This is a genomic window from Candidatus Peregrinibacteria bacterium, from assembly GCA_030700255.1.
Lineage (GTDB): Bacteria > Patescibacteriota > Gracilibacteria > UBA1369 > JABINC01 > JABINC01.
Window position 1 is genome coordinate 1 of sequence record JAUYJN010000002.1, and the last position, 12,989, is coordinate 12,989.

Sequence of the window (12,989 nt, forward strand, 5' to 3'; positions counted from 1 at the left end):
GTACATATCTTTTATATTTAAGGATTATTAGAAGAAAATATTAACAAAAATCCGTCAAAATTGCCAGACAAAAATAGGCAAAAAACATGAGTAATAAGCCAAAAATCACCATTTCGAGTTGCGCGAGAATGGAAATGTTGCGTGGTACGCACGTGCTCACCTGCTGAGGGGATTGATGGGGCAGAACTTTTGGTGAATCATTATGGCGCACTCACCGATGCGGTTCGGGAAAGTAGGCGAAGTAGAGGTCGAGGTGGCGGGGAAATGGTTGGAAAAGGTGACGCGGGGGAGAGGTGAGTCAAAGGGGAAGGGTACGTTAAAAGGAAAAGGTGACGCGGGGGGGGATGAGCTTGTTCCGGAATCTTTGTGGTGTAGAATTGGAGTATGAAATTGAGAAGGCAAGCGCACACAGTATATAAAACGAAGGGACATTCCAGAAAATTGGGCTGAAGGTTCCACCGTTGAGTAAGAAATTTAGGAGGATATGCTGTCCATCACTCATCACTGAAATTTTTGCCCATAAAGTTTAAAGAACCATAAAGTTTCACATTAACGATTTGTAATAATGGTTAAAGTGATTTAAAAAAATATTGACAACCCAACCGTCAACCTATACCATAGGTTATGGTTTATATTTTTAAATTTATATCATATATGGAACACTCGTTACAAGAAAAATCTTTAAAACAATTAAAGAAAGGTGCCGGGATGCTGCAAAAAGTTATTAAAATGATAGAAAATGGCGATTATTGTATGGATATTTTGCAACAAAGCCTCGCCACTATAGGATTTATCAAATCTGCAAATCAAACATTATTGGAGAACCATCTTAATACCTGCTTCAAAAAAGGAATGGCGAGCAGTGATAATAAAAAGCAAGAACAATTAATCAAAGAGATACTTCGTATAGTTGATAAAACTTAATTTGAAAAAGTGAAAAAATACATACTTTTATTTACAATTATATTATCATTATTCGTATTTGTCGGGTGTAGTGCCGAAAATACAACTAAAACTACTGATATAATATCAGAATCCGGTAATATTGAAATTATGCCCTCTATATTTGATTTTGGTGAAATAGATAGAACTCAAGGGGAAGTCTCGACTACTGTGATTGTTGAAAATGTGGGGGAAGAAATACTTAATATGAATCGATTATCTACCAGCTGTGGCTGCACTACGGCTGAGATGGATATGTCAGACCTTGCGCCCGGTGAGAGTCGTGAAATGGTAGTTACTTTTGATCCGATGACGCACCCTGATTTGACAGGCCCAGTCATTCGCATCATTTATTTACAAACATCCGATTCGGTCAGACCTGAGATTGAAATAGAATTAACCGGAAACGTCATATGAAAAACCTTTTAAAAAAATCAGTATTAAGTTTGGTTATTTTCGCTGCAATATTTGGTAGTTTTTCAAATAGCGCCTTTGCGACAAAAGATATAGCGCTCGATACAGTAACTGTGTTTTTCAATGAAGCATGTCAGGATTGTGGAGAGCTTGTAAAAGAATTTTATCCTGGTTTTTTTGAAGAATATGGGTATACGTTAACAATGAAGGATTATATAAATGAGAGGAGTAATCGGGCGGAGCTCCATAAGTTTAATGAAGATTGGAATGTGCCTTTTGAGCTCCAAAGTCATATAGAAGCGTTCGTAAGTCGCAACCTACTTATAGGAGGGCATGTACCTGAAAGCATAATGAGATATCTTCTGGAAAATCCATCTAAATACGATAAGCTGCTTGTTTATCAAGACAAAATGCATGGAGAAGAAACTGAATATAAAGTCTGGGATTTCAAAGGCGAGATAAAGACATATCCTATAGATGAACCGATTACGACTTATTTGCAGTGGCGTAAGATGCATAGTCATGATGAAGAAGTCACTATAAATCAAGATAGAGGGTTTTTATCTTTATTCGCATTGATCTCAGGGGCGGCGTTCTTGGATGGACTCAACCCATGTGCATTTGCCGTGCTTTTATTTTTTATAGCATTTTTATTTTCAATCAAAAAGACTCGGGGGAGTATTTGGAAGATGGGGCTGACTTATGTTTTTGGAATTTATCTGGCTTATCTCTTAATAGGACTTGGGATCGCTCAAGCTATTGTGATAAGTGGAGCACCACACTTAATGGCATATGTCGGAGCCTATCTGGTGATTTCACTTGGAGTGATACAGCTCCTTGGAATTGTATTCCCTTCATTCCCTATCAAGCTCCGCATCCCTGTAAATACAAAAGCAACTGTTGAAAAATGGATATTCAAGGCAACCATACCAGCTGCATTTATCGGAGGATTTATCGTTGGACTATGTACTTTCCCATGCTCCGGTGGGATCTACGTTGCGATCATAAGCATGCTCTCTATTTCACAAACATATGGAGCCGGAATCGCATGGATGTTCTGGTACAACATTATATTTATTAGCCCGCTCCTTATCATGCTTGCCCTCGCCGGCAATCCGAAAACCACAGAGCGTCTCCAAAAATGGGAACGCAAAGAGGCCTCTAAAGAAAAAATTATAGTTGGCCTAACTATGATTGCCGTCGGAGCTATTATTCTTTTATTTTTTGTTTAATATGAATAATTTGGATTTATTACCATTAATTTCAATACCTGTACTTTATTTCATTGTGGCACTTTTGAAACCTTATATAAGGTTGCCATTTAATATTTGTGCAATATGTATCTCTGTTAACCTTACTTGGATAGCACTTCTCACAATGTGGTTCTATGGTTTTGAAGTTTCGATAGTGACGATTGGCATTCTTATGGGAATGAGCATCACCGGAATAATGTACAAATCTGAAGACCTATATAAGGAGAAAAAGATTCGTAATTTTTGGTTTGTGAGGCTTGTGATAATCATAGGTGGGTTTTATGGCATATACTTACTATTTGAACAGAATTGGGATTCGCTTATTTTCCTATTATTTGTTATGCTATTTTCAATACTCATACCAACTGTGTTTTTCCAGAAAATTACCCATGAAGAAGTTGTTAATAGCAATAAAGAAGTGAAAAAATCACTGCTCGAAAAATTGGATGATTGTTGTTAGAAATTTTAAAATTTAATTATTAGGTCATGAAAAAAACTTACTTTGTAACCGGCATGTCCTGCGCTTCATGCGCCGGCAAGATAGAAAAAGCTCTTTCTACAATAGATGGGATTACTTCTGCTGTTGTAAATTTCGCTGCAAACAAAGCGACCATCGAGTTTACTGATGCGGAAGTTTCATTTGAAATTTTGCAAAATGCCGTAAAAGAAGTTGGTAATTATGAACTCGAGCAAGAAGCGCAAATCGGTGGGCAAAAAATACAGAAAGTTGAATTTCAAGTTCTCGGAATGGGCTCGGATCATTGTGCCGGAGTTGTGAAAAAAGGACTACTTGATACAACAGGGGTTGTCAGTGCCATAACAAATTTTGCGAATCAAAAAGCTGAAGTGGAATTCGATAGTTCTGTTGTTAATCCGGTAGCACTTAAAAAGGTCATAGATGATCTCGGTTATGAAGGAATTATTAAAGACAAGGAGGCTCATGACACACATCAAGAAGCTATGAAGGAGCATTTGAGGAAACTAAAAAACAGGATGATATTTGCAATTGTATTTGCGATACCGCCTTTGGGGATGGCTATGGCACATTTTATTCCCAGTCTAAATGAGGCAATAGATAAAATCATACCTATGAGAGTTAACTTGATAATGCAGTTCTTATTTGCAACTCCGGTCATCTTCTGGAGTGGGAGCGGATTCTTCAAAGGTGCTTTCGCTGCGCTCAAGCACAAGACAACAGATATGAACACTCTGATTGCAGTCGGTACGGGAAGTGCGTGGATCGTCTCTACGTTTGCGACATTTTATCCTAAATTTTTCACAGATTCGGGTATGGAACCTGAAGTGTATTTTGAAGTTGGAGCGATCATTATCGCTCTTATATTACTTGGCAGATATTTGGAGGAAAAAGCAAAGGCCGGAACTTCCGATGCGATTAAGAAACTTATCGGAATGCAGGCGAAGCAAGCACTTCTACTCAGAGATGGAAATGAAGTCTTGGTCGATATTCGTGACGTAAAAGAAGGAGATATTATCATTGTAAAACCCGGTGAGAAAATCCCTGTTGATGGAGTCGTCGTTGAAGGACATTCTAGCGTGGATGAATCTATGCTTACGGGTGAGAGTATGCCGGTTTCAAAAAAAGATGGTGACAAAGTATATGGCGCAACTATGAATAAAACAGGATCATTTAATTTCAAAGCGCTCAAAGTCGGCAAAGATACGATACTTGCGCAAATCATAAAAATGGTTGAAGAGGCTCAAGGGTCGAAGGCTCCAATTCAAAGATTAGCGGATTATATTTCTTCTATATTTGTGCCCATAGTTATATTGATTGCGATTATTACATTTATAGTTTGGATGATTGTCGGGCAGTCTCCTGCATTTAATTTTGCTCTCGTGAATTTTGTAGCGGTACTTATAATCGCATGCCCGTGCGCTCTTGGACTCGCAACTCCGACAGCAATTATGGTTGGGACAGGGCTCGGTGCCGAGAACGGAATACTTATAAAAAACGCAGAGAGTCTCGAAATTCTTCATAAAGTTACTTCAATTGTATTTGATAAAACAGGGACTTTGACAGAAGGTAAACCTGTCGTGACTTCAGTTGTTCCGGCAAATGGGATGTCAAAAAACAACTTACTCGAAGTCGCATACGGGCTTGAGCAAAAATCAGAACATTCACTTGCACTCGCAATAATTGAAGAAGCAAAAAAAGAAAAGCTAAAGCCAAAAAACATTGCGGGATTCAATGCGATCGAAGGTAAAGGTATAACCGCCTCTATAGATGGCAAAACTTTTTACCTCGGATCTCGACGTCTTATGGAAGAACAAAAAGTGGACTCTTCGTCTCTCAGCGCTGAAATAGAAAAACTTGAAAATGAAGGGAATACTGTAATACATGTTGCGCAAGGTACTACATATATCGGTATGATCGCTATTGCGGATACTTTGAAAGAAAGCTCTGTCGATGTAATTAAAGCTCTTCACAAGCTCGGTCTGGAGGTTGCTATGCTTACCGGAGATAACAAAAAAACTGCAGAAGCGATAGCGAGAAAAGCAGGAATAGATCGAGTATTTGCAGAGGTACTACCTGGGGACAAAGTAAACAAAATCAAAGATCTACAAGCTGAAGGGAAGATGGTTGCAATGGTTGGAGATGGAATAAATGATGCGCCATCTCTTGCGCAGGCGCATGTCGGTATCGCCATGGGAACCGGTACAGATGTTGCAATCGAATCCGCCGGAGTCACACTCCTTGGGGGAGATATAAGCAAAGTTCTAGTCGCTATTCAGCTTTCCAAAACAACTATGCGCACTATCAAACAAAATCTTTTCTGGGCATTTATCTACAATGGACTCGGAATACCTATCGCCGCAGGAGTGCTCTATCCATTTTTCGAAATCCTGCTCTCCCCTATTCTCGCCTCAGCCGCAATGGCCTTCTCAAGCATCAGCGTTGTCAGCAATTCATTAAGACTCAAGAAAACTAAATTTATTAAGTAAAACACTCATATGAAAAAATATATAATCAGTTTTCTCGCTCTTACAATTCTCTTAATCTTATCAAGTTGCGGATCAGAACAGCCGTCAGAAGTTAAAAACATTCCTGAGAAAACAGAACCCCCAATTGTAAAAGAAAACATTGAGCCGGTACAAAGCCTAACGGATACAAAAGAAGGAGTCGAAACTACTATCACAAACATACGTACCGATGGGACAAATATGGCTTTGGATGTAACATTTAGCAATCATGTCTACGATATAACTTCTATGGATGTTATTGGGCTCTCAAGTCTGAATGGCGTTTCACCTACCGATTACATTATTGGAGATACACAAATGGGAGGACATCATGTTGAAGCTGAAATACGCTTCCCCGCAGAGGCAAAGGGTAAACTGGTTCTCGGCCTAAATGAAGAAATTACATTTACTTTCGAACTTTAAATATTTCTATATATGGCACACACTAAATCATCAATCTTATGGGGAATCGCAGGCAGTATCGGTATTGCCATCATATTTTATTTGCTACAAGTACTTGGAATGCAGGACTGGATGGCACCGATAGATTTCAGTATAGACAAATGGTACTTCATCGCACCACTCGTCATAGGATTTGGAATTCAGATGGGGCTTTTCCGCGCAATACATCTCAAATCCGGCAAAGGCAAAGGAGTCATCGCTGCCTCAGGCGGAGTATCTTCAGGAGCCATGCTCGCATGTTGCATGCATAATCTAGTACTATTCCTCCCTATCCTAGGCCTCAGCGGAGCTGCTGTATTTTTCGCCACATACCAGAACTATGTATTTGGCATCAGCATACTGTTTGTACTGGGCGGAATTGCATATATGTGGAAACAATACAAAAAATTGCATAGTTGTTGTGAAAAATAATCTTTTCTAGATCGAAAATAATTCTTAACCATTAATATTATGGTAAAAAACTTTTCAAAAGTAGGCTGGACTGTAAGTCTTTTCTTCGCGGCTCTGTACTTGATCTGTATCGCTTGGGGATTTCTTTTTATCAATGACCCTGAACTTATGACCTTGCACGGACAACTTTTAGCCCTCGCTTATCCGGGATTTGTATGGATATCTGCAGGTAGCTTCTTCCTCGGACTTGTCCTAAGTGTAGTATATGGATGGGTCGGAGCCGGACTATATGTCTTACTTCACAATATGACTTGTTGTAATGGCGAAAAAAGTGGATGTTGTAAATAATCACACATGGCAAAAATTCTTTCGGCAAAAATCCGGGGCTTAATCGGTTTTTTCGGGATCAATTTTTTATTGCATCTGATTTGGGAGAATGCACAAGCCCCTTTGTTCGTAGGGCATGAATCTTTTTGGCAACATTTCCCTCCTTGTTTCTTTGCCACGGCAACGGGAGATATGATTTTTACGTTAATAATTTATATTGTTCTCGCACTTATAAACAAAAATTTCTGGTGGATTTTCTCGAAAAAGGCATACAAAAATCCATACACATGGATAGCTGCGATTGCTGTAGGAATTTTGCTTGCCGTTTTATTTGAGCTCTGGGCTGTGTATATAGATTTTCGCTGGATATATGGAGCTATGCCGATTATTCCTATTATACATGTTGGACTAACCCCTGTACTACAGATGGTTTTTATCCCAATTCTTTCTATAAAGATTTTTGAGATGAAGCTATTGCGCATATCGAAGTAGCATTCCCGCACCTTAAGTCCGCATGCCGAAACTTCGCCTTATCCCCCCACTTTTTTGAAATCAAAATGGCTTGTTTGAGCCACGAAGTGAGCCAAAAAGTCTGCCCGGGCAGACTTTGGCATGGCGTGACGGAGGCCTCCGGTTCGCATGCTTAAAAATGTTGGGGTCATGCGCGCAGATGAAAATCAAGCTTGACGGCGTGATGCATGATGCATGATGCGTGATGCATAAAACTTGAAGCGTAAAATGGAGGTACAATTTAACAAGGAAATATTGAAACGGCTTACACAAGCCCAGTTCGACCACTTTTTCCCCGGGGAAAATTTTGTAGCGGAGGCGGATAGGAAAGTCGAGGATTGTTGTAAAAGGGTGGAGCATGGTGAGAAAGTCGTACGGGAAAGCGTACAAAAAGTGTGCACGTGCCGCCGGATTAAATTGGATAAATTTAGATAAATATGCTACGATACAGCTAAGTATTATTTAGGTTTTTTATATGAGGTGTAGAGATTCATTCAAAGTTTCGATTATCGGATGTGGGAATGTTGGTGCAACTATGGCGTACGCTATGCTGCTCGATGGAACTCCCACGGATCTGACTTTGATTGATATAAACCCGGATAAGGCGCACGGTGTATTACTGGATTTGGAGCATTCGCTCTCGTTCACTCCATATACCAAACTCGAATCTTCAGGTGATATGAAGGCCTGCAAAGGTTCTTCACTTATAGTGATTACGGCGGGAGCTCGGCAAAAAGAAGGTGAAACTAGACTTGATCTAATTGCAAAAAATCGGTCGATTTTTCAAAATATTATTCCAAAAATTGCCGCATCTGCACCGAATGCGATATTGTTAATCGTTTCAAATCCCGTGGATGTGCTGACGTATGAGGCTATTAAACTATCAGGATTCCCAAAGGAACGCGTGATTGGATCAGGTACCCTACTCGACACAGCACGATTGCAATTTCATATTTCAGAGAAACTTAAAATCAATCCGCGAAATATAGATTCGTATGTACTCGGCGAACATGGCGATACTTCTTTCCCTGCATTTTCATGTGCTGATGTTGGTGGCCGACCTTTGAAAGATATAAAAGGATTTACAAAAAAAGTTGCAGATCAATGTTACAAAGACACGAAGGAAGCTGCATACAGAATAATCCATGACCAAGGATACACTTGTTACTCTATCTCAACTGCAGTACTGCAAATCATGAAGGCTATATTTGAAAACAGCCATGAGGTATTCCCACTCTCAACTTTGCTCGAAGGATATTACGGGCACAAAGATGTGTGCTTGAGTGTACCATGCGTGCTTGGGCGCAATGGTATCGAAAGACAAATCGTAATCCCATTGGATGCCAAAGAGAAAAAACTACTCAAGAAATCTGTGGATACCTTGAAAGGTTATTTGAAGAAATAGTATTCTATTGAAAAATACATTTGACATTCAGGAAAGCATATTGTATACTTATGTGAAGACTAAGAAAAAAGAAGAAAGTTTTCACCCTGATCATTTACAAAAAGAATCGAAATCTCCGGAAGAATTTGGGGGTTTAAGTAACTATTTGGTTTGATCTTTTCTACTTTAATCAGTATAGAAGGTTGCACCTCTATAATCGGTTGCTTGCCTCCAAATTCTTCCTGAGCTTTCTTTCCGCCGTATAAGAACTGTACTTATAAGTTTCCCAAAATTTATTTGTTCACTTCGTTCTCTGTATAACGGGTCTAAGTGTTATATAGTAAGAGTGAAGCACAGGTGTGTTGCTCACAGTGATGCGAGTTTCACCGAAGTAATATATGAAAGTATATTATCATGACATTCTAATAAAATGTGTCTGCGTTCGGATCGGTGGGGGAAAGTCTCAGGAATTTTTTTATGCATTCTTTTATTTCGTTGATCGTAAAAATAAAATTTAAAGTAAAGAATGCCAACCCCATAATCTGACCTGTAAGATCAGTTGAAAAATATGTTTCGTATGCTGAACCAACTGTTAGAAAACTACCACCTGCCATCATCAAAATTCTAAAGATTTTCTGTAAGTTCTGTTCGCTACCAATACTAAATCCTATCGCAAGCAAAGTTAGCCCAAGGGGAGCGCAGATTTGCCACCAGCCAATATTATAGTCAACATGATAGAGCATGACATACCCCCCTATCACAAGGGCGATTATTACAAATAACAATTCAGCTTTTATTTTTGTAAAAAACTTTTCACAAAAACTAGATCGACTTTCAAGGAAAGGTCGAAGCGCTGTAAGCACGGTCGCAATTTCCGGATAAAGAAATCTCGGATTCATCGCCATAAGTGCCGTCAAAGCCATCGCGGTATTTCCTATTAGAATCCTCTTTGATGCTTTTTTGATAAGCGTGTTTTTACCTTTGGCTAACTTAACCTTTCCGTAAATATTACTACCCCACATAATTAATATGATCCCAATCGTCCCAAATACGAGTGTGATTATGGGTTGATAAAATTCTCTTAAAAAATTCATAAAAAAAATTGTCTTAGGATTTTAAAATATTTTTAAGTTCGTTTGCTAGAGTCTTGGCGGTTTTTTTTTATTACTTAACTATACTACCATGAAAAATACCAAAACAACTATAGGAGTCATGCTCGGCTCGCTAACGCTCGCCGCCTGCGCCCCGCAATCTTCCACAAGCTATACAGACACCCGCTGCCTTGACCGCAACCTCGATGACGTCATCGACATAGTAGACGCAGCTGATAATCCTGAATGCGAATTTGACTATGATGAAGATGGATTCAAAGTCTACTGCCCCTCTTCTGCAATCCAAGGCTCATTTCGCTCTGATTTCTATACCGTCTTCCACGACGAAAATAACAGCCTCGACTTTATGGGCGGCTCCGCCGCCCTCCGCTGCGACCACCACCAATACGAAATCACTGACCCGGACGCTCTCGACTCTCTTCATGAACGCCTCCGAATGAGATTCAGCTTTTTGCCGATTCCGGATTAGACTCATATATGATTAAATCAAACTTTTTTTATAATTGGCTTTCTCACATAGATATGCCAAAATACATATGAATAATTCAAATACCATGGAAACTACAAAAATAGCATTATTTAAAGGTAAAAAAATTAGAAAAACACTATTCCAAAACGAATGGTGGTTTTCAGTTGTAGATGTCGTTGCGGCATTAACGAACAGTTTAAATCCTCGAGATTACTGGTATAGAATGAAAATTCGAGTAAAGGATGAAGATGGATTCGAACTGTCGACAATTTGTCGACAGTTGAAATTACAAGCAGAAGACGGCAAAATGCGAGAAACCGATTGTGCTGATACAGAAGGGGTTTTTCGCATTATTCAATCTATTCCATCCAAAAAAGCCGAGCCATTTAAGCGTTGGCTGGCAAAAGTAGGATTTGAACGAGTACAAGAAATAGAAAATCCCGAACTAGCAACAAAACGCACAAGAATGCTTTATAAGCTAAAAGGGTATCCTGACGATTGGATTGAGAAAAGAATGCGCGGAATTGCGATTCGCGAAGAATTAACAGATGAATGGCAAAACCGTGGAGTCATAGAACAAAAAGATTATGAGATCCTAACGGCTGATATCTCTAAAGCAACTTTTGGAATTACTCCAAACGAATATAAAAATATAAAAGGATTAAAACGAGAAAATTTGCGGGATCACATGGATGATTTCGAACTGATTTTCACAATGCTTGGCGAACGATCGACCACAGAAATTCATAAAACTGAAAACTCCAAAGGCATGCCAAAACTCAAACATGATGCAAAAAGAGGCGGGAGAATCGCCGGTATTGCAAAAGAACAACTAGAGAAGGAAATCGGGCGCCCTATTGTTTCCAAAAAGAATTTTTTACCAGATAAACAAGTAAAGAAAAAACTCAAATAATTCAAATATGATAAAAATCGTTGAATATCAGGGAGAGAAAGAAATTCTTGTTAAGTTTATGGAGGACTTACAAGATTATTTGGTTCAGATTGATCCATTGAAAAGAAGGAGACGACTACCACAATATGGTCGCTGGAGTTATCGAAAAATATACGAAAAATGATGAAATAGAGTGTATTCCTACAAAACAAGCAAGAGTTATTGAATTAATTGTAAATGAAAAACACCGTGGGAAAAACATAGGCAAACTACTTATGGATAAAGCTGAAAAATATTTCCAATCACAAAAATGTGATGTTATTTTCGTTGATGTGTTTGAACCAAATGTAAAAGCACATGATTTTTACAAGAAATCCGGATACCAAAACAGATTAATAACTATGATTAAGAAACTCCCGTAACGAATGATTTTGATGAGAAAACAATAGGATTAAAAATGGGGATGGCTCACCTGAGCCACTAAACGACCCTAAATCTGTGCACGTGCACAAATCTTATGTATGACGCGAGATTATAATAAGTCAAGGCGTATTGACTACCGTGGCGATTATGTGTTATAGTATTCTTGTTATAAACAAACTATTTATGGCTACAGCAGAGAACACATTGAATGAATTAACAAGGGTCGTTGCCAGTATTCCAGCACCTGCTCGAACAAAGGTTTTGTCGGAGTTGGCTCGAGATACCGAACTAAATCCTCAAGGTGTAACGGCTGACGAAATAAATAAACGACTTCTTACAATTGATACAGGTCCTGTTGCAGATATTATTGGAGAAACAAGACTAGAAGCACTTTTACAATTAGCAAAAGAGACTGACTTAGGAGGGGCCAGAGGAGCATGGAACGCAGAGCCCAATCCAAGCAGTGAGTTAGGACGACTGGTAATAGAATTACAATCGACGGCAAAAAAAGTGTTTGCGGCTTTGGCACAACTCTAATATAAAGGTTAAAATCATAACTAAGTTGGAAGTCTATAATCCGTCTGCTCAAGCTCACGCCTAATTGCTTCAACAGCAGTTGCTTACTCACACAACTCGCTTTTATTTTTTATGAAACATAAACAGCTTGCCCACAACCACAAAAAAATGTACAAAAAAGAAGAACTTTATTAAAATACTTCGCCTAAAAGCGAGTTAGCCGAAATTTTCAAAAAATCCCCTCTTTAATAATGCAAGGAATGGGCTATACTCAACTAAGACAATAACTTTATAAAGAAGCTACTAAACATAAAACTATGGGCGAAAAAACTTTCACAATCCACTTTATTATCACCGGCGGAACCATTGATTCTCATTATGACGGCAGTAAGGACACGGCTGTCCCCAATATAGAATCAGTCATTCCGTCTTTCATCGAAAGTCTTAAACTTTATCACGATGCTGAATTTACAACTATTTGTATGAAGGACAGCCGTGAACTCAAGCGTGATGATTTAGAAAACGTGCTCAAAACTATTGAAGAAAGTCCGCATAATAAAATTATCGTTACTCATGGAACTTACACAATGCCAGATACCGCACGTTTTCTAAAAGCCAATCTGAAACGAGACGATCAAACCATTGTCCTTACTGCCTCGGCAATTCCAATTCAAGGTTTTGCGCCGTCTGATGGACCTTTCAATCTTGGTTACGCCGTTGCTAAACTGGAAGAACTTGAACTGGGCGTTTATGTCGCCATTAACGGGAAAGTTTTTTCGCCCGAAGAAGTAATGAAAGTTATGAGTGAAGCAAGATTTGCTTCAATATTCAACAAGTAGCTTCTTTATAATTTGAAATTTTGCGCTTGACATAAATACGCAATGCCTCATTATAGTCGACCTTAATCATTACA

The 12,989-nt window shown here is 38.9% G+C and carries 18 protein-coding genes; 17 read left to right on the forward strand and 1 reads right to left on the reverse strand.

What is annotated here, in order from left to right:
- The first annotated feature begins 217 nt into the window (after window positions 1–217).
- The 11 genes from Q8P68_00120 (at window position 218) to Q8P68_00170 (ending at window position 8,685) form a co-directional block, all read left to right on the forward strand.
- Window positions 218–388 carry a hypothetical protein gene (locus Q8P68_00120; protein MDP4007579.1) on the forward strand — a complete coding sequence of 57 codons (171 nt, stop codon included), beginning with the start codon at window positions 218–220 and terminating at the stop codon, window positions 386–388.
- 266 nt (window positions 389–654) lie between these two features.
- Window positions 655–924 carry a metal-sensing transcriptional repressor gene (locus Q8P68_00125; GenBank protein ID MDP4007580.1) on the forward strand — a complete coding sequence of 90 codons (270 nt, stop codon included), beginning with the start codon at window positions 655–657 and terminating at the stop codon, window positions 922–924.
- A gap of 9 nt (window positions 925–933) precedes the next feature.
- A complete protein-coding gene (locus Q8P68_00130) occupies window positions 934–1,359 on the forward strand; it encodes a DUF1573 domain-containing protein (protein MDP4007581.1) in 426 nt (141 codons plus the stop codon).
- Window positions 1,356–2,588, forward strand: coding sequence for a cytochrome c biogenesis CcdA family protein (locus Q8P68_00135; GenBank protein ID MDP4007582.1), 1,233 nt, complete (start codon window positions 1,356–1,358; stop codon window positions 2,586–2,588). Before Q8P68_00130 ends, Q8P68_00135 begins: the two co-directional genes overlap by 4 nt.
- 1 nt (window position 2,589) lies before the next feature.
- Window positions 2,590–3,069, forward strand: coding sequence for a hypothetical protein (locus Q8P68_00140; GenBank protein MDP4007583.1), 480 nt, complete (start codon window positions 2,590–2,592; stop codon window positions 3,067–3,069).
- A gap of 26 nt (window positions 3,070–3,095) precedes the next feature.
- Window positions 3,096–5,573, forward strand: coding sequence for a heavy metal translocating P-type ATPase (locus Q8P68_00145; GenBank protein ID MDP4007584.1), 2,478 nt, complete (start codon window positions 3,096–3,098; stop codon window positions 5,571–5,573).
- Between the two features lie 9 nt (window positions 5,574–5,582).
- Window positions 5,583–6,014, forward strand: coding sequence for a hypothetical protein (locus Q8P68_00150; GenBank protein ID MDP4007585.1), 432 nt, complete (start codon window positions 5,583–5,585; stop codon window positions 6,012–6,014).
- Between the two features lie 12 nt (window positions 6,015–6,026).
- The gene (locus tag Q8P68_00155) at window positions 6,027–6,464 is read left to right on the forward strand and encodes a hypothetical protein (protein ID MDP4007586.1); all 438 of its coding nucleotides are present in this window, start codon (window positions 6,027–6,029) and stop codon (window positions 6,462–6,464) included.
- Between the two features lie 39 nt (window positions 6,465–6,503).
- Window positions 6,504–6,791 carry a hypothetical protein gene (locus Q8P68_00160; GenBank protein ID MDP4007587.1) on the forward strand — a complete coding sequence of 96 codons (288 nt, stop codon included), beginning with the start codon at window positions 6,504–6,506 and terminating at the stop codon, window positions 6,789–6,791.
- Between the two features lie 6 nt (window positions 6,792–6,797).
- Window positions 6,798–7,262 (forward strand): hypothetical protein, encoded by a 465-nt coding sequence (locus Q8P68_00165; protein ID MDP4007588.1) that lies wholly within the window; start codon window positions 6,798–6,800, stop codon window positions 7,260–7,262.
- A gap of 493 nt (window positions 7,263–7,755) precedes the next feature.
- Complete coding sequence (locus Q8P68_00170) at window positions 7,756–8,685, forward strand: L-lactate dehydrogenase (protein MDP4007589.1); 930 nt, start codon at window positions 7,756–7,758, stop codon at window positions 8,683–8,685.
- A 401-nt stretch (window positions 8,686–9,086) separates the two neighbouring features.
- Here Q8P68_00170 and Q8P68_00175 read toward each other — a convergent pair whose 3' ends face one another.
- Window positions 9,087–9,758 (reverse strand): hypothetical protein, encoded by a 672-nt coding sequence (locus Q8P68_00175; GenBank protein MDP4007590.1) that lies wholly within the window; start codon window positions 9,756–9,758, stop codon window positions 9,087–9,089.
- A gap of 88 nt (window positions 9,759–9,846) precedes the next feature.
- Here Q8P68_00175 and Q8P68_00180 point away from each other — a divergent pair, with 88 nt between their 5' ends.
- The 6 genes from Q8P68_00180 to Q8P68_00205 all read left to right on the forward strand — a co-directional run bounded on the left by Q8P68_00180 (window position 9,847) and on the right by Q8P68_00205 (window position 12,915).
- Entirely contained in the window at window positions 9,847–10,245 is a 399-nt protein-coding gene (locus Q8P68_00180; GenBank protein MDP4007591.1) for a hypothetical protein, read from the forward strand.
- 85 nt (window positions 10,246–10,330) lie between these two features.
- Complete coding sequence (locus Q8P68_00185; GenBank protein MDP4007592.1) at window positions 10,331–11,158, forward strand: Bro-N domain-containing protein; 828 nt, start codon at window positions 10,331–10,333, stop codon at window positions 11,156–11,158.
- Window positions 11,159–11,165: 7 nt separating this feature from the next.
- Entirely contained in the window at window positions 11,166–11,321 is a 156-nt protein-coding gene (locus Q8P68_00190; protein MDP4007593.1) for a hypothetical protein, read from the forward strand.
- Window positions 11,284–11,559 (forward strand): GNAT family N-acetyltransferase, encoded by a 276-nt coding sequence (locus Q8P68_00195; GenBank protein MDP4007594.1) that lies wholly within the window; start codon window positions 11,284–11,286, stop codon window positions 11,557–11,559. The genes Q8P68_00190 and Q8P68_00195 overlap by 38 nt, the downstream gene beginning before the upstream one ends.
- Window positions 11,560–11,743: 184 nt before the next feature.
- Window positions 11,744–12,097, forward strand: coding sequence for a hypothetical protein (locus Q8P68_00200; GenBank protein MDP4007595.1), 354 nt, complete (start codon window positions 11,744–11,746; stop codon window positions 12,095–12,097).
- Between the two features lie 296 nt (window positions 12,098–12,393).
- The gene (locus tag Q8P68_00205) at window positions 12,394–12,915 is read left to right on the forward strand and encodes an asparaginase domain-containing protein (GenBank protein MDP4007596.1); all 522 of its coding nucleotides are present in this window, start codon (window positions 12,394–12,396) and stop codon (window positions 12,913–12,915) included.
- The last annotated feature ends 74 nt before the right edge of the window (window positions 12,916–12,989 follow it).